The organism is Microbacterium album, from assembly GCF_014643695.1.
In the GTDB taxonomy this organism is placed as follows: Bacteria; Actinomycetota; Actinomycetes; order Actinomycetales; family Microbacteriaceae; genus Microbacterium; species Microbacterium album.
On the sequence record NZ_BMJY01000007.1, the window covers coordinates 1 to 17,169 of the forward strand.

The following is a 17,169-nucleotide window of genomic DNA, read 5'->3' on the forward strand; positions in this document are numbered from 1 at the left end:
ACGTCGACCTCGGGTTCCGCCACCTCGTGTTCCACGACCCCGGCCACGACCAGGAGACCTTCCTCCGCCTCTACGGCGAGCAGGTGCTGCCCCGCCTGCGCGAGCGCTTCCGTTGAACCACGACCCCCGCACCACGCCGGCCTGGACCGTCGTGGTGCCCGTCAAGGGCGGCACCGGCAAGTCGCGTCTGGCGGTGGGACCCCGCGAGCGGATGGCGCGGGCGATCGCGCTGGACACCGTTGCGGCCGTCGCCCGCGCCGCCCGCGTCGCCGAGGTCGTGATCGTGACGTCCGACCCCGACGTCGCGGCGGGGGTTCCGGCGGCTGCCGGCGCCACCCCGGCGCGCGTCGTCGCCGACCCCGGCGCGGGTCTCAACGCCGCCGTCGCGGCCGGCGCGGCGAGCGCGGATCCCGAGCGACCGCGTGCCGCTCTGCTCGGCGACCTGCCGGCGCTGGATCCCGCGGACCTGGACGACGCGCTCGCGCGCGCCGAGGCCGTTGCCCGCGGCTTCGTCGCCGACGCCGAGGACACGGGCACCACGCTCCTCACCGCCGGCGCCGGCGCCGGCCTCGTGCCGCTGTTCGGCTCCGGCTCCCGCGACCGCCACGCGGCCGCCGGCTACACCCCGATCGACCTGCCGACCACGTCGTCCCTCCGCCGCGACGTCGACACGGCCGACCAGCTGCGCGCGGCCGCAGCCCTCGGGCTCGGCCCCCGCACCTCGGCCCTCCTCGAGGGCTGACCGCCGGCCGCCGGCACCCCGGGCCCCGATCCGCAGCCGACCACCGAAAGTCGCATCGAAACGTCCCCGAAAGTTGATAGTGGGCCCGCGCGGCCGCTGTTACGTTCTGGTCCGTGTGCACCGGCGCGCCGCGAGCACCGCGGCCGATCATCGCGCGCACACGAGAACCAGCTGATGCGGGCGGGAGTACCGGTTCGATGACAGACGCACCCGAAGTGAGCGGCAGACGGCGCTGGACGGCGATGCTCCTGAGCATCGTCTTGGCGATCGGCGGAGGCGCCGCCGCTCATCTCGCGCTCGACGAGCAGCCGGCCTCGGCCGCCCTGTACAACATCATGCCGGCGGACAGCTCGGGCATCCCCACGTACGAGTTCTACGCCAACTCGGTGCTGTACGCGACGATGACGTCCGACATCACCGGCGGTTACGTGTGCGTCGTCGAGGCGACCGTGACCAGCCCCTCCGGGGCGACCTGCGAAACCCCCGCATGGGGCACGCCGAACTTCTACATCGGCCTCGGCACGCTCCCGGGGATGCCCTTGGACGGTCCATGGCTGCAGGTCGGTCAGTGGCGGCTGCTCAGCACCGGCCCCGATCGCAAGGGCGTCGCCCTGTCCGATGTGTTCACCGTGCACCCCTGCAGCCAGGTGTGCGACCCCACGGGGGGCCGCGAGGAGCTCGAAGCGTGGAAGCGTCACGCGACGAGCTTCGGCATCGGCACGGGCGCGGTGTGCATGGCGACCCACCTGCGCAGCTTCCGCAACGCCGGTTCGGCGGGGAAGAAGATGTACAAGAAGGTCGACGGTGGACGTATGGGCTTGGTGCTCGGCGGCGGCGCGGCGGCCTGGGATTACTTCGTCGACACCACGACGGTGGCCGCGGCCTGGACGATGCTGAAGGAAGTGTCCTGCGGCGTCACCAAGATGATGGCCGACATCGCCAACGACCCGCCCGACCCGGACTTCGCCACGGTCGCCCCGCCGGTGTTCGCGTTCGCCGACACCAGCGACCTCGGCGACGAGTTCGCGCCGACCCTCGCCGCGCACGGCGACCTGTACGCCGCTTATGACGCGGCGAACGCCTACGGCACCGCCGCGCGGATCGCGTTCGAGCGGTACCAGGGTGCTGTCATCGCCGAGGATTGGGACGCCGCCGCGATCCAGGCGGATGCCGCATCGGAGTTCACACGCGAGCAGGTCAAGGCTCTGCGGCGCATCGAGATCCTCCAGCCGAGTCTGGAGGGCGAGGCCGAGATGGCCGAGCCGATCACGACCGTCGAGCACTACACGGCGGCGATGGCTGAGCGTGAACGCATCCGCACCGAAGGACACACACCCGAGCAGCTCGCTCAGCTTCGCGACGCGGAGATCGCCGAGGACAGCCTCGCGGAGCTGGAGGCCGACTATCAGCACATCCTCGTCGGCGGGACGAACCTCGTCTCTCTCGAGGATCCTGGCGTCAACGCGCGTTCGCTACTCGCCCATGTGCGCGGCCTCCTCCCCGAGACGATCACGGCGTTCGACGAGTTCGGCCGCATGCTGAGCGTGGAGGCATCAGAGCAGCGCAAGCGCGCCGATGCGCCCCCGCCCAACAACGCGCCGGTCGCGGCCTACACGGCATCCGTCACCGCGGGCGAGGCTCCGCTGACCGTCGTCTTCACGTCCACGTCGAGCGACCCCGACGGCGATCCCCTCACCCTCGCCTGGGACATCGGAGGAGTCGCGAGCCGCACCGGCTCCGAGGTCACCTACACCTTCACCCGGCCCGGCATCTACACCGTCTCGCTGCTGGCGACCGATCCCCACGGGGCCTGGGATGAGGCGGTCCAGACGATCACCGTCGCACCCCCCGCCGAGCCGCCCAACTCCCCGCCGATCGCCGACTTCGTCCAGACCGAGGTTCCGGGCAGCGACCCGCTCGAAGTCACGTTCACCTCCACCTCGAGCGACCCCGACGGCGACGAACTCACGCACACCTGGCACTTCGGCGACGGCCAGACCCTCACCGGCGCGGAGGTGACGCGCACCTTCGAAACGGGGTTCATCTACAGCGTCGTGCTCGTCGTCAGCGACGGCAGAGCCAGCGCCACCAAGACCGGCGAAGTGGTGGCGTCCGTCCCCGTCGGTCAGCCCCCCGTCGCCGCGTTCACCGCGGACGTCACCGACGGCGTCGCCCCGCTCCAGGTGACCTTCACGTCGACGTCCAGCGATCCCGACGGCGACGCGATCACCCACACCTGGTATCTCGGCGACGGCACGCAGCTGGTCGGCGACGGACCCGTCACGCACACTTTCGTCGAGCCCGGCACGTATACGGTCACGCTCATCGTGCAGGACACCTCCGGCGCCTGGGCATCGCACGAGCAGGCGATCGTCGTCACCGCTCCGGTGACGGAGCCCCCGGCACCTGACCTGAGCAGTGCATTCACCGTCGCGAAGGCGTACAACGCCGCCGACCTGGCCAGCGGAGCCCGCATGCTCATCGCGACCAGCGTGAACGCCTCGGCGTCGTTCAGCCCGGCGAACGCTATCGCGCCGAACACGACGACCTACCGCACGGCCGCGGGGGAGGCGACACACCAGGAGATCGTGTTCGAGCTCGCCGGCGGCGGCGGCGACCTCGTGGACAGGGTCCGCATCTCCTCCGCCACCACCGCGCGCGGCCTGGGTGACTTCGTGCTCTCCCTCTCGCAGCGCGGCTTCGCGGCCGGTGATTTCGTCCCCGTCGTGACCGACCGCCGCGACAGCGCCGTCGGCACCCAGGAGTTCTCGTTCCCCGCCCAGACCGCTCGCTACGCGAAGCTCACGCTCGTGAACAACCTGGGCGGCCTGACAGGCGCCACCGACTACATCGAGGTCCAGCGGATCGAGCTGCCCACCGCCGGCCGCGACGGCGGCATCGTGTCGCTCCCCGTCGGTCCGGCGGCGACGTTCGTCGACGCCTCGTCCACGCACGATCCGGCGAGCGCCGGTCATGCACTCCTGCCGAACACCACATTCTGGCGCAGCGCGAGCGGTCAGAGCGCAGACCAGTGGTATCGCTTCGAGGTCGGCGGCGAGGGCAGTCATCTGATCGACCGGGTCCGTGTGATCCGCACCGGCGCGTCGCAGGACCCGGCGAACCTCTCCATCTACGCTTCCACCAGCGCCGACCCCGGCTCGTTCTCGCCCGTGCTCGAGAACGTGGCGGTGTCGCGCGGGAGCGGCGGGGAGGAGTTCGTCTTCCCCGCCCCGGTCGAGGCGCGCTTCATCGAATTGCGAGACCTGCGCCCCCACAGTGGCGACCACGTTCGCCTCCGCACGGTCGAGGCGCTCACCGTCGACGGGCTGAACGTCGCGAACGGCGCGGGGGTGGGCGCGACGGTGACCTCCGCGTCGAGTCACTGGAGCAATTACCCTGCCGAGAACGCGATCTCCCACGCTGCCACGGAATGGCGCTCCGAGCGGGGTGCCGTCACCGACCAGCAGATCACGGTGCTCCTGCGCAACGGCGACGTGCACGTCATCGACCGCGTCATGCTGTCGTCGCCGCAGGGGGTGCCGACAGCGGCCGAGATCTGGGTGTCGACGACAGGGCAGGATGCCGAGGACTTCACCCGGGTTGCCGGCATGCCGATCCCCGACTTCGCGCGACAGCAGAACTGGATCGTCTTCGAGCCGGTCGCCGCCAAGTACGTGCAGGTGCGGCTGCCGGCCGTGCACGGCGTACGTGACTACATGGCTCTGACCGACATCGACGTCTACTCGCCCGCGCGTGGCTCGCACATCGATGTGCCCTTCGTCGACCTGTCCGCCGGTCCGGAGACGATCACCGCGTGGGCGTGGGACTTCGGTGACGGTACGACGTCTTCCGAGCAGCACCCGGTCCACACCTTCCCCGGGCCGGGCGACTACAACGTCACGTTGACGGTGACCGACGCGGCAGGGGACGTGGAGACCACCACGGGCACCTATGTCGTCCCGCACGCCCCCGCACTGCAGGTGGATCTGGGCACGAGCCCGACCAACCTGATCCCCGCGCCCTGGACCGTCAACGAGGGCGCGCAGGTGTACATCCTCGGCGACACCGTGGGCAGCACCCCGGCGGTGGAGTGGACGATCGATTTCGACTGGCGAGCATCGGTGTCGATCGTGGCTGCCGACTTCGCCCGCATCTACCCGATGCCCGACGACGGCGTGCGCGGGTTCACCGTGCGCGCGCTCACGCCCGACTACCTGTGGACCTCCGTCACACACGAGATCACCGTCGCCAACGTCGCGCCCACGGTCGTTCCGGGGGCGGATCTCACCGGAGTCGCGGGCGTTCCCGTCACCCCGCAGGCGTCGGTGACCGATCCGGTCGACCAGGTCCGGTGCACATGGGAGTGGGGCGACGGCGAGACCACCGAGGTCTCCGGTGACTGCCGAAGCAGCACTCTGTTGCGGCAGCCGCACGTCTACGCGATGCCCGGCGACTACGTGATCACCCTCACCGCCGACGACGGCGACGGCGGTGTGACCCGGGGCACCCTCACGGCGACGATCGACAAGCGCCCCGCCTACCTGCAGATCATCGAAGCGGCGGCCGCGGGCGACGACCTGCGGGTCAGAATCCGTCTGTTGGACGCTCTCACCTCGCACCCGGTCGGTTCCGCGCCGATGACGATCACCGCCGATGGCACCACATCGGCGGTGGCGCAGACGGATGACGACGGATACGCGGAGGTGCTGCTTCCCGGATCTTCCGCCTCCGAGTCGCTCGCGATCGATTTCGCGGGCTCGGCACTGCACCATCCCGCGTCCCTCGAGCGTGACGTCGACGTGCCCGCCGCCGACATCGTCTTCGTCGTCGACGAGTCCTCCAGCATGGCCAGCTATCAGCGCGCGGTGATCGAACGCATCCACGAGATCAACCAGGGGCTCGGCGCACACCTCGATCACCGCGTAGGGCTCGTCGGCTACGCCGGGGGCTATACCGGCGGGTTCGGTCACGTCCTCAGTCCCGTCACCCAGAACATGACGGAATACGCGGCGGCGCTGGGCCGCCTGCGGACGTCGAGCGCGAGCGCGAACGGCTATCACGGTGTGGAGGTCGCTACCGGATCCGACCTGCAGTTCCGCGGCCACGCCGCGACATGTCTGGTGCTCATCAGCGACGCGGCCGTGAGCGAAGCGACATCCGCGCTGCCCGCCACCACGAAGGAGGAGGCCCTCGCCGCGATCCGCAGCCGCGATGCCGCGGTGTTCTCCATCATCACGAGCGACCTGGCGACCAACGAAGGCTACGGAGCACTGCCGGGTGGGCTCGCCCAGGTGTCGGGCGGTGCGGCCTGGCCCATCACGCAGTTCCAGCGCGACGCGTCGGCCGTGCTCGACGCGCTCGTCACCGGCTGCGTGCGGGTCGCGCAGACCCCCGATCTGGCGATCGCCAAGACCGACGGGGTCGACACCGCCGGCCCGGACACCGAGCTCACCTATACGCTGACCGCCTCGAACCGTGGCGCGATCACGGTCGACGAGATCGTCGTCACCGACACGCTGCCCGCCGGCGTGAGCTTCGTGTCGGCGAGCGACGGCGGCGTGTATTCAGCGGCGGACGGGACGGTCACCTGGCCGGAGTTCGCCCTCACGCCGCAAGCCGAGGCGGTGCGGACCGTGACCGTGCGCACCGCGGATGCCGACCAGCTCGGGGCGGGCGAGCACCTGATCGAGAACACCGCGACGATCGCCGGCAATCCGCAGCTCGGCCCGGAACGCGACATGAGCAACAACACCGCGACCGACACGACGATCATCCGGGTCGAGGCGCGAGCGAACGTCGCGCTCACCGTCGCGCACACCGCGGGGGACGGTCGCGTCAGCGGCGAGTCGTTCACGTACTCCCTGACGGTGGCGAACCGGGGCGATGCCGTGAACAGTGTCCAGGTCGCCCACGAGGTGCCCGCCGAGATCGAGATCACCGCGGTGGATGCCGGCGGGTGGACCATCGTGCACGGTGCCGACCTGATCGGCGCGCACCCCGACGGCCGCGACGGCAGCTGGCTGCTCGTCGAGGGCGACCGTCTCGACGTGCTCGACACGCACGAGATCCTCGTGACCGCGACGGTGCGCCCCATCGCGCAGCCCCCGGTCACCGTGGACGAGGGAACGCTCACCGAGAGCCTGCCCGCGACCGCGGTGCCTCCGACCGCCGCCTCGGCGGTGCTCACCGCCTGCGCGACCGCGCTGGGGGACGGGCGCCCCGGGAACGACTGCGATGACTCGACCCTCGCGCTCGGCCACATCACGGCCAACGTGACCGCGCGTCTGGTGAACGGTGCGCCGTACCTCATCGTCAGCGCGGCAACCACGCCGATGCTCGAGGAGCTTCCGATCTCGATGCGGTGGTGGCCGGTGGATGCGGACGGTCGTCCGATCGCCGATGTGGAACCACTCGACGTCACCCTGGACCCGGTCGACCGGGGCATCCGACACATCCTGCCGTGGCCGGGCGTCACGACCGACGACGACGGCGCGCCCACCGGGCTCCCCGGCTGGCGTCCGATCACCCCGGACGACTACAGCGACGGCCGGCTGCGCGATCCGATGACGGGCGCTCCGCTCACCGACGACGAAATCGAGCAGCGGATTGCGAACGGGTTCATCCTCGACGAGACACTGCCCAACGCCGCCTGGCGCGCGGAGTCGGCCGTGCGGTTCTCGGTGAACCCGGAGATCGAGTTCGCCGTCAGCTACCGTGAGGACACCGCCTCGCTCGTCGGCGGCACGCCGAACCCGAGCCCGACTCCCACTCCGAGCCCGACTCCGACCGCGAGCCCGTCCCCGACCCCGACCGCGAGCCCGTCCCCGACCCCGACCGCGAGCCCGAGCCCGACTCCCACTCCCACTCCGACTCCGACCGCGAGTCCGAGCCCGAGCCCGAGCGGCACTCCCGACCCCACTCCGAGCCCGACCGGCACTCCCGACCCCGCTCCAAGCCCGAGTCAGGGGCAGGGATCGGTGGATGCCGCGCAGCCACCGGGGGCACGGGACGGAAACTCACTCCCGGTCACCGGAGGGGAGGCGAGCCCGTGGCTTCTCGGCGCCGGAAGCCTCATGCTGCTTCTCGGTGCGCTCGTGATCGCGAGGCGCGCGCGCGTCCGGCGTTGAGCTCCCCGCATCCGTGCGGTGACCACTACCCTGATGCCATGAGCCCGGGCGGGCCCACGTGGATGCGCAGCGCCGGCGCGAGAGCGTGCGCGGCGCTGCTCGTCGGTGCCTGGGTCGTCGTCTTCCTCCTGGATGCGCCGCCCACCGCGCTGCTGGCCGTGCCCCTCGTCGTGCTCGGAGTCTTCGGCGTGGATCGTCGCGCCGTTTCCTCGGTCGCGCTCGTCGCCGCGGCCAGCACGGTCACGTGGCTGGCGGGCGCGCCGTGGGGAACCGTCGACATGGTGCTGCCGTTCGCGATCGCGCTGTACAGTGCGGGGCGCTCGGTCGGCTCGACCTGGGTCGGCGCGGGGCTGACCGCGGTGTGCGTCGTCACGAGCGCGCTGCGGGCCGAACCCGCATCGATTCTGAGCGCCTTCGTCGTGTCGATCGTGCTGTTCGGGTCGATGTGGGTCTTCGGTCGCGTCGTGCGCTTCCGGGCGCTCCGAGCGCAGCAAGCCGTCGCCGAGGCTCGCGCACTCGAGGATGCCGACCCGGATGCGGTGAGCGTCGATCGCGTGGTCGAAGAACGCGCCCGGCTCGCCGATCGCGCCCTGGTGACCCTGCGCGTCGCGGTGCTCGACATGCGCGCGTCCGCTCACCGGGCACGCGCCGGCCTCGACGTCACGGAACTCTCCCTCATCCAGCAGCGCGGTGCCGATGCCGTGGACGAGCTGCGCCGCCTGCTCGGGCTGCTGCGCGCCGAGCCCGACGAGGCCCCTCCGCGTCGGGCTCGCGGGCTCGGCCAGACGGCGCCGCTGCTGGCGCGCACACTCGCGCCGATCGGCCTCATGCTCGGCCTGATCGTGACCCACCCGCAGTGGGACCGCTCGTGGACCACCGCAGTGCTCTGGGGCACTGCGATCCTCGCGGTCGTGCTCGTGCACGCGTTCCCGCGTACGGCAGGCCTCGGCCTCGCTGCGGCGACTCTGTGCGCCCTGTTCGACATGCCCGCCGACCCCGAATCTCTCATGCCGGCCGCGCTGGCGTACGCGGTCATCGCATGGGTGCTCGCCACGGCCGAGGTGCGCGGCCGATGGTCGATCACCGGGACGCTCGGCGGTGCGGCGGTCGTCGTGGCGCTGCCCAACGGACCCATGGCGATCGCGTTCATCGCCACCGTCTTCCTCCTGCCCACGATGGCGGGGTGGGCGTGGAGCGAGCGTGACCGGATCCTGCGCACCGCCCGCGCGCAGGGGGAGTCGTTGCGGGCGCAACTGGACACCGCCGCGGCGAAGGCGGTGCGCAACGATCGGCTCCGGCTCGCGAAGGAGCTGCACGACGTCGCCGGCCATGCGGTGGGGGTCATGGTCACGCAGGCCGGCGTCGCCCTCGCCCTGCGGGAGAAGGCGCCCGAACGGGCGCGATCCGCGCTGGAGGCCGTGGTGCAGGCCGGCGAGGACGCGCTCGCCGAGATCGACGCTCTCTTCGGCGCGCTCGACGCGTGCGAGTTCGGCGACGCGACCCGGCGATACGCCGAGCCCGGGCAGTTGCGGGCGGCGCTGGAGCGAATGGTCGCCGGCGTCCGCCGCTGCGGATACAAGGTCGAACTGCGTCTTGCGGAGCTTCCGAGCGCTCCGCCGATCACCGGCACGCTGTATCGCGTCGTGCAGGAGTCGCTCACCAACGCACTGCGGCACTCCGTCGGCGGCGACATCGCCATCGAGGCGTGGGTGGAGGGACGGACGCATCACATCCGCGTCGTCGACACCGGCCGACCGGTCGTCGGGCGCGGGACCGAGGAAGGCAGCGGCTCGGGGCTCCGCGGGCTCGAGGAACGCGTGCGCGCGTGCGGCGGCGAGTTCGAGGCGGGCGCGAGCGCGGGTGGGTTCGTCGTGCATGCCCGCATGCCGGTGCAGGACGGACGGGGGCGCCCGGCGGTCGTCGCCGCGCGGGCGGCCGCGGAGACGCCCTCGTGATCCGCGTCGTGGTGGCCGACGATCAGGAGTTGATCCGCACCGGACTGACGGCGATCATCGACGCCGAACCCGATCTCACCGTGGTGGGCGAGGCCGAGGACGGTGCCGAGGCCGCTCGACTCGCGATCGTCGCTGCCGCGGACGTCGTGCTCATGGACATCGAGATGCCGGGGACGACGGGCATCGAGGGGATCGCGCTGCTGCGTGCCGAGAGACCTGGCCCGCGGGTGCTCCTGCTGACGATGTTCGATCTCGAGGAGTATGTCTTCGAAGGTCTCAAGGCCGGGGCCAGCGGGTTCCTGCTGAAGACGTCGCCCACGGCCGACATGCTCGATGCCATCCGCGCCGTGCACCAGGGGCGGCAGGTACTCGCGCCATCCGTGATCGCCCGTCTGGTCACCAGCTTCGTGCAGCGCACGCCCGCGGGATCCCGCGATCGCGCGGACGCCGCGGAGGTGCTGCGCGACGTCACCGAGCGCGAGCTCGCCGTCATCCGCGCCCTCACCCGCGGCATGTCCAATGCCGAGATCGCGGCACACCTGCATCTCAGCGAGGCGACGGTGAAGACCTATGTGACGCGCATTCTCGCCAAACTGGGGCTGCGTGACCGCGTGCAACTGGTCATCCTCGCCTACGAGCTCGGCCTCGCCCCGCAGCGGTGATCCGCATGCGGGTGGCGGCGGGCCGTCCGGGTCAGCGGAGGACGAGCGCGGCGGCGCCCACGAGCGGGCCCTCGTCGCCCAGGGCGCTGCGGACCACGCGCGTCGCGCGCGCGTAGGGCAGCACGGCGCTCTCGCGCAGCGCGGCGCCGACGAGGTCGACGTAGTCGTCCGACACGCGCGAGAACCCGCCGCTGATCGCGATCACGTCGAGGTCGAGCAGGGTCGAGGCGTTCGCCAAGCCGAGGCCCACGGCCCGCGCCGAGCGCTGGATGGCCGCGCGCGCCGTGCGGTCGCCCGCGGCCGCGGCACGCCCCAGGTCCTCGCCCGTCTCCCCGGCCCATCCGCGGCTGCGCGCCCACACGACGCTGGACGGCCCGGACGCGATCTCCTCGAGGGTGCTGTCGCCGACGACGAGCTGTCCCAGGTGTCCCGCGTTGCCCGAGGCCCCGCCGATCGGGGCGCCGTCCACGACGATCCCGCCGCCCACGCCCGTGGACACCACGATCGACAGCGATGCGCGCGCGCCGGCGGCGGCGCCCAGCCAGGACTCCGCCAGCGCGAGACAGCCGCCGTCGTGGCGCAGTCGCACCGGGAAGTCGTCGCTCCCCAGCACCCGTGCCGCCGCCCCGCGCGCCGCTCCGGTGAGACCGAAGCCGTGCACCCCCGGCATGTTGACGGGGTAGATCGCGCCGTCCGCGCGGTCGATGGGACCAGCGCTTCCGATCCCGACGCCCGCGAACTCGGCTCCCGCCGGCAGCTGCTCGAGCGCCTGCGCGATCGTGCCGGCGAGAGCCTCGTCGAGGTCGGCGGGAGTCGCGGATCGCCCGGTCGGGCGGCGGTTGCGACTCGCGGCGATCACCTCGCCTGCCCCGGTGACGAGCGCGGCGTCCAGCTTGGTCCCCCCGAGATCGAGGGCCAGGGCGAGACGGGCGCTCACGGCTCGGGCCTCTCGCGCTACTGGGGGTCGAGGCCGAGGTCGGCGAGCCCGATCGCGGCGCGCCATTCGAGACCGGCGGCCTCGATCGCGGCCTGCGCTCCCGTGGAGCGGTCCACGATCACGGCGACCGCGACGACCTCCGCGCCCTCGCGGCGCAGCGCCTCGACGGCTTTGAGCGCCGACTGCCCGGTGGTCGAGGTGTCCTCGACGACCACCACGCGGCGCCCCGCGACCTCGGCGCCCTCGATCTGGCGTCCGCGCCCGTGGTCCTTGGGCTCCTTCCGCACGACGAAGGCGTCGAGCGGACGGTCCGTGCGCGCGGACTCGTGCATGATCGCGTTCGCGATGGGGTCCGCCCCGAGCGTGAGCCCGCCGACCGCGACGACGTCCGGGATGTCGGCGATCAGGTCGAGCATGATTCGTCCGATGGCCGGTGCCGCACGGTGGTCGAGCGTGAGTCGGCGCATGTCCACGTAGTACGTGGCCCTCTTGCCGCTCGAGAGGGTGAAGTCGCCGTGGAACACCGCCTCGTCCCTGATGAGGCGCACGAGCGCCTGCCGGTCGGCTTCGATCTCGGGAGAGGAGGCGGGCATGCCGAACAGTCTACGGACGGCGCGGATGCTCATCGCGGCGGTCGAGTGACGGGTTCGCGTCGGCGGCACGACCTAGGCTGGTTCCATGCGTCTCGCCACCTGGAACGTGAACTCGATCCGCGCCCGCGTGGGGCGCATCGTCGCCTTCGCCGAGCGTGAGCACATCGACGTCTTGGCGATGCAGGAGATCAAGTGCACGCCGGCGCAGTTCCCGTACGCGGAGTTCGAGGCGGCCGGGTACCACGTCGAGGCCCACGGCCTGAACCAGTGGAACGGCGTCGCGATCGCGAGCCGTGAGCCCATCGAGGACGTCGAATATGCCTTTCCGGGCATGCCGGGCTTCCTGAAGGATCATGACGGCCCGGACGCGCCGCTCGAGGCGCGCGCGATCGGCGCCACGGTGGCCGGCGTGCGGGTGTGGAGCCTGTACGTCCCCAACGGACGCTCGCTACGCGACCCGCACTACGTCTACAAGCTGCACTGGCTCAAGGCGCTCGAGGAGCACACGCGCGCGACGCTGGCGGCCGACCCCGACCTGCCGCTCGCGCTGGTCGGCGACTTCAACATCGCCCCCACCGACGCCGACAACGGCGACCCCCAGGTGGTCGAGGGCGCCACGACGCACGTCTCGCCCGCCGAGCGCGAGGCGTTCGCGGCGCTCGAGTCGGCCGGCGTCACCGACGTCGTGCGCCCGCTCGTGCCGACCGGCTACACCTACTGGGACTACAAGGCCCTCAAGTTCCCACGCGACCAGGGGCTCCGCATCGACTTCATCCTCGGATCACGCGCTCTGGCAGACGCGGTGACCGGCGCGGCGATCCACCGCGACGAGCGCAAGGGCGACGCCCCGAGCGATCACGTGCCGGTCGTCGTGGACCTCGACCTCGAGCCGGCCGACGAGGACGACGTCCCGATGATCTTCGGCTGACCACCGTCCGCGACGGAGAACTCCAGGTCCGTCGCGCGAGGGAGGACGGGCCGCGGTGCGTTCCGTACCGTGGAGGCATGTCGCTTCTCACGCGCGCGCCGGCGCGGCCGGCAACGGACCCGGCCCCGCCCGACGCACCGCTCGTGCGCCCTCGCCCCACCGCGGCCGATCTGCGTCTGGACGGCCTGCTCGCCGGCGGGCTGTTCGTCACCGCCATGATCAGCCTGGCGCTGTCGTCCATCTCGGGGATCGTCGAGCTCCAGCACGGGGGCAGCCCGTGGCTCGTCGTCTTCAGCGCACTCATGACGCTCCCTCTCGCGCTGCGCCGCCGGCTGCCCATCACTGTCGCCGTCGTCGTGTGCGGCGCGTACTTCGCGCAGGCGTCGATCTTCGCGCTGCCCGAGCTGTACGTGAGCCAGGTGGCGATGTTCGCCGCGCTCTTCACGATCGGCGCCTGGGTGAACGACCGCCGCAGAGCCGCGTGGGCGCGGATCCTGATCATCGTGGCGATGTTCGTATGGCTGTTGGTGAACACCTACCTCGGAGCCGTGCACCCCACGGAGGACCCCGAGATGTACGCCGGCGCATTCTCGCCGTATGTCGCGTTCATGCTCATGCAGTGGCTGATCAACGCGGCGTACTTCGGCGGCGCGTACTACCTGGGCGATCGCGCGTACGCCGCCGCACTCGACCGCCATGCACTCCGTGAGCGCACGCGCGAGCTGGAGGAGGAGCGCGAGACGTCGGCCGCGCAGGCCGTCGCGCTGGACAGGGTGCGGATCGCGCGGGAGCTGCACGACGTCGTCGCACACCACGTGTCGGCCATGGGGGTGCAGGCGGGCGCCGCGCGCACCGTGCTCGACCGGGACGTGGATGCCGCGCGCGCCATGCTTGAGTCCGTCGAGCGTTCGGCTCGTTCGGCGATCGACGAACTGCATCATCTCCTCGACACCCTCCGCACGCCGGAGGACGAGGACGCCCCGCCGTCGACGCTGCGGCTCGACCGGCTCGAGTCGCTCGCGCGCCAGGTGTCCGCGGCGGGCACGCCGACGACCTTCACCGTCGTGGGCGATCCCGTGGAGGTGCCCGAGATCGTGCACGTGAACCTGTACCGGATCGCCCAAGAGGCGCTCACCAACGCACGACGACACGGCGGGCCGGGCGTCACCGCCGACGTGCGGCTGCGCTACGAGCCCGGCGCCGTCGAACTCGAGGTGACCAACACGGGTCGCGTGCGGCCCGGCGCACGCCCCGGGATGGGACAGCTCGGGATGCGCGAGCGGGCCATCGCATCGGGCGGCACGCTGGAGTTCGGCCGGCGAGAGCGAGGCGGCTACCTGGTGCGAGTGCGCGTGCCGGTCCGGACGGCGGTGCCGGCGTGAACGGCATGAACGACATGAACGGTGTGCGCGTGCTGCTCGTCGACGACCACGCGACCATGCGCATGGGGTTCCGGATGATCCTCGAGGCCTCGGGAATCGACGTCGTGGGCGAGGCGGCGACCGGCGCGGAGGCGGTGTCCGCGGCCGCCTCGCTGAGGCCGGAAGTGATCTGCATGGACGTGCAGATGCCCGATCTCGACGGCATCGAGGCGACGCGGCGCATCCTCGCCGCCGCGCGCGACGCTCCGCCCCGCATCGTGATCGTCACGACCTTCGACCGCGACGACTACCTGTTCGCGGCGCTCGACGCGGGGGCCAGCGGCTTCCTGCTCAAGAACGCCGGCCCGGAGGAGCTCGTCTCGGCGGTGCGCGTCGTCGCCGCGGGCGACGCCCTCCTCGCGCCGGGCGTCACGCGCCGGGTGATCGAGCGGTTCGCGCGCACGTCCGGCAATGGCAGCGACGTACCCGTGCGGCCTCCCGAGATCGATCCGGGACTCACGGAGCGGGAGCGCGAGGTGCTGCGCCTGCTCGCGCAGGCCCTCAGCAACGCGGAGATCGCGCAGCAGCTCTACATCGGCGAGGCCACGGTCAAGACCCACGTGTCGAACGTGCTGCAGAAGCTCGGCGCGCGCGACCGCGTCGCCGCGGTCGTCTACGCCCACCGCCACGGTCTGGCCTGAGCGCCCGGTCCGGTCCCGCTCGCGGCTTCCCCACCCCGGCGGAGCCGCACGCGCGAACATCCGCCGCGCGGGGGATGCCCGCGCGGCGCGCCCTCCCTAGCGTGAAAGCACGGACAGAAAGGATCGCGGATGCTCACACTGCGCGGGATCGTCAAGACGTACGGGGACCGGAGGGTGCTCGACGACGTGTCGTTCGACGTGCCGCCCGGGCGCCTCACGGGCTTCGTCGGCGGCAACGGCGCCGGCAAGACCACGACCATGCGGATCATGCTCGGTCTGCTCGCCCACGAGGAGGGCGAGGTGGCGCTCGACGGCGCGCCGGTCACCGCCAATGACCGGCGCAGCTTCGGCTACATGCCCGAGGAGCGCGGCCTCTACCCGAAGATGAAGGTGCTCGAGCACATCGTGTACCTCGCGCGGCTGCACGGCTTCTCGCGCTCGGACGCCACCGAACGCGCCACCGCGCTGCTCGAGCAGCTGGGCCTGGGCGAGCGACTGGGCGACAACATCGAGGCGCTGTCGCTCGGCAACCAGCAGCGCGCCCAGATCGCCGCGGCTCTCGTGCACGATCCGTCCGTCCTGATCCTGGACGAGCCGTTCTCGGGCCTGGACCCCCTCGCCGTCGAGGTCGTCGCCGGCGTGCTGGCCGACCGCGCGGCACAGGGCACCGCGGTGCTGTTCTCGTCGCATCAGCTCGATGTGGTCGAGCGTCTGTGCGACGACCTGGTCATCATCGCGGGCGGCACCATCCGCGCGAGCGGATCGCGCGACGAGCTGCGCGCCGCGCACTCCAGCCGCCGGTTCGAGCTCGTCTCCTCGGGCGACGCCGGCTGGCTGCGAGAGGAGGCGGGCATCCACGTCGTCGAGTTCGACGGCGGGTACGCCGTGTTCGACGCCGACAGCGACGAGGCCGCCCAGCGCGTGCTGCGCCGCGCCGTCTCCCTCGGCGACGTGGCGAGCTTCGCCCCGCAGCGTCCCACCCTCGCCCAGATCTTCAAGGAGGTCATCCAGTGAGCACGCAGACTCCCACCGCTTCCCGGCCCGCTCCCCCCACCCTCTCGACGGCGCAGGGCGTGTGGCTCGTCGCCGAGCGCGAGATCGGCGGCAAGCTCCGCAGCCGCTCGTTCCTGATCTCCACGGCGATCCTGCTCGTGCTCGCACTCGGCGGCGTGCTGTGGATGGGCTTCAGCGCCAACGACGACAGCAGCACCCCCGTGGCGGCCACCGCGGCGACGTCCGCGCAGCTGTCCGAGATGCCGGGCATCGAGGTCACCGAGGTCACCGACCGCGCCGAGGCGGAGGCGCTCGTGCGCGACGGCGAGGTGGACGCCGCGGTGCTGCCCGACGACGCCTCCCCCACCGGCCTGCTCGTGGTCGCCAACGAGTCGGCGCCGCAGTCGCTGCTCATGCAGCTGTCCGTGATGCCATCGGTCGAGCTGCTGGATCCGGACGCCGCGGGCGACGGCCCGATGCGCTACATCCTCGGACTCATCTTCGGCATCATCTTCATGATGGCCGCGATGACCTTCGGCTCCCCGATCGCGATGAGCGTGATCGAGGAGAAGCAGACCCGCGTCGTCGAGATCCTGATCTCCGCGATCCCGGCGCGCGTCCTGCTCGCCGGCAAGGTGCTCGGCAACACCGTCCTGGCGATCGGTCAGATCGTGCTCCTCATCGCGGTCGCGATCGTGGGCCTGGTGATCACGCAGCAGACCGCCCTGCTGCAGGGGCTGGGCGCGCCGCTGGTGTGGTTCGCGGTCTTCTTCCTGTTCGGCTTCCTGCTCCTGGCGGCGATGTTCGCCGCGGCCGGATCGCTCGTCTCGCGGCAGGAGGACTCCGGCCCGACGCTCACTCCCGTGATCTACCTGACGATGATCCCCTACTTCCTCGTCCTGATCTTCGGGCAGAACACGATCGTGATGACCGTGCTGTCGCACGTGCCGTTCTCCGCGGCGGTCGCGATGCCGATCCGGCTGTACTTCAACGAGGCGCAGTGGTGGGAGCCGCTCGTGGCGCTCGGGGTGCTCCTGGCCTCCTGCGCGCTCGTCATCGCCCTCGGCGCGAAGATCTACGAGAACTCGCTGCTGCGCATGGGGGCCCGCGTCAAGCTCAAGGAGGCCCTGCGCGGGTGAGCGCGCCTCCGTTACGCGGGGCGCGGCCGGA

Annotated in this window: 11 protein-coding genes; 9 read left to right on the forward strand and 2 right to left on the reverse strand. The window is 71.7% G+C overall.

Going from position 1 to position 17,169, the window contains the following annotated elements; translation table 11 throughout:
- The first annotated feature begins 112 nt into the window (after positions 1–112).
- From cofC to IEX37_RS09350, 4 genes are all read left to right on the forward strand, one after another.
- A complete protein-coding gene (gene cofC / locus IEX37_RS09335) occupies positions 113–742 on the forward strand; it encodes a 2-phospho-L-lactate guanylyltransferase (protein WP_188756003.1) in 630 nt (209 codons plus the stop codon).
- Positions 743–939: 197 nt separating this feature from the next.
- Positions 940–7,869: a PKD domain-containing protein gene (locus IEX37_RS09340; protein ID WP_188756004.1), complete on the forward strand. Its 6,930-nt coding sequence runs from the start codon at positions 940–942 to the stop codon at positions 7,867–7,869.
- Positions 7,870–7,907: 38 nt separating this feature from the next.
- The gene (locus tag IEX37_RS09345) at positions 7,908–9,824 is read left to right on the forward strand and encodes a sensor histidine kinase (RefSeq protein WP_188756005.1); all 1,917 of its coding nucleotides are present in this window, start codon (positions 7,908–7,910) and stop codon (positions 9,822–9,824) included.
- On the forward strand, positions 9,821–10,486 hold the full coding sequence (locus IEX37_RS09350) for a response regulator (RefSeq protein WP_188756006.1): 666 nt from the start codon (positions 9,821–9,823) through the stop codon (positions 10,484–10,486). Before IEX37_RS09345 ends, IEX37_RS09350 begins: the two co-directional genes overlap by 4 nt.
- Positions 10,487–10,517: 31 nt before the next feature.
- Here IEX37_RS09350 and IEX37_RS09355 read toward each other — a convergent pair whose 3' ends face one another.
- Entirely contained in the window at positions 10,518–11,423 is a 906-nt protein-coding gene (locus IEX37_RS09355; protein ID WP_229663186.1) for an ROK family protein, read from the reverse strand.
- 17 nt (positions 11,424–11,440) lie between these two features.
- The gene (pyrE, locus tag IEX37_RS09360) at positions 11,441–12,016 is read right to left on the reverse strand and encodes an orotate phosphoribosyltransferase (protein WP_188756008.1); all 576 of its coding nucleotides are present in this window, start codon (positions 12,014–12,016) and stop codon (positions 11,441–11,443) included.
- A gap of 85 nt (positions 12,017–12,101) precedes the next feature.
- Here pyrE and IEX37_RS09365 point away from each other — a divergent pair, with 85 nt between their 5' ends.
- The 5 genes from IEX37_RS09365 (at position 12,102) to IEX37_RS09385 (ending at position 17,138) form a co-directional block, all read left to right on the forward strand.
- On the forward strand, positions 12,102–12,944 hold the full coding sequence (locus IEX37_RS09365) for an exodeoxyribonuclease III (protein WP_188756009.1): 843 nt from the start codon (positions 12,102–12,104) through the stop codon (positions 12,942–12,944).
- 77 nt (positions 12,945–13,021) lie between these two features.
- A complete protein-coding gene (locus IEX37_RS09370) occupies positions 13,022–14,326 on the forward strand; it encodes a sensor histidine kinase (RefSeq protein WP_188756010.1) in 1,305 nt (434 codons plus the stop codon).
- A gap of 14 nt (positions 14,327–14,340) precedes the next feature.
- On the forward strand, positions 14,341–15,006 hold the full coding sequence (locus IEX37_RS09375) for a response regulator (RefSeq protein WP_188756128.1): 666 nt from the start codon (positions 14,341–14,343) through the stop codon (positions 15,004–15,006).
- 129 nt (positions 15,007–15,135) lie between these two features.
- A complete protein-coding gene (locus IEX37_RS09380) occupies positions 15,136–16,020 on the forward strand; it encodes an ABC transporter ATP-binding protein (protein WP_188756011.1) in 885 nt (294 codons plus the stop codon).
- Complete coding sequence (locus tag IEX37_RS09385; protein ID WP_188756012.1) at positions 16,017–17,138, forward strand: ABC transporter permease; 1,122 nt, start codon at positions 16,017–16,019, stop codon at positions 17,136–17,138. The genes IEX37_RS09380 and IEX37_RS09385 overlap by 4 nt, the downstream gene beginning before the upstream one ends.
- Positions 17,139–17,169: the final 31 nt, after the last annotated feature.

Excerpts from the sequence above, each read along its gene's own strand:
- IEX37_RS09340 (WP_188756004.1), top strand. The coding sequence starts at position 940 with ATGACAGACGCACCCGAAGTGAGCGGCAGACGGCGCTGGACGGCGATG.
- IEX37_RS09345 (WP_188756005.1), top strand. The coding sequence starts at position 7,908 with ATGAGCCCGGGCGGGCCCACGTGGATGCGCAGCGCCGGCGCGAGAGCG.
- pyrE (WP_188756008.1), bottom strand. The coding sequence starts at position 12,016 with ATGCCCGCCTCCTCTCCCGAGATCGAAGCCGACCGGCAGGCGCTCGTG.
- IEX37_RS09365 (WP_188756009.1), top strand. The coding sequence starts at position 12,102 with ATGCGTCTCGCCACCTGGAACGTGAACTCGATCCGCGCCCGCGTGGGG.
- IEX37_RS09370 (WP_188756010.1), top strand. The coding sequence starts at position 13,022 with ATGTCGCTTCTCACGCGCGCGCCGGCGCGGCCGGCAACGGACCCGGCC.
- IEX37_RS09375 (WP_188756128.1), top strand. The coding sequence starts at position 14,341 with ATGAACGGTGTGCGCGTGCTGCTCGTCGACGACCACGCGACCATGCGC.
- IEX37_RS09380 (WP_188756011.1), top strand. The coding sequence starts at position 15,136 with ATGCTCACACTGCGCGGGATCGTCAAGACGTACGGGGACCGGAGGGTG.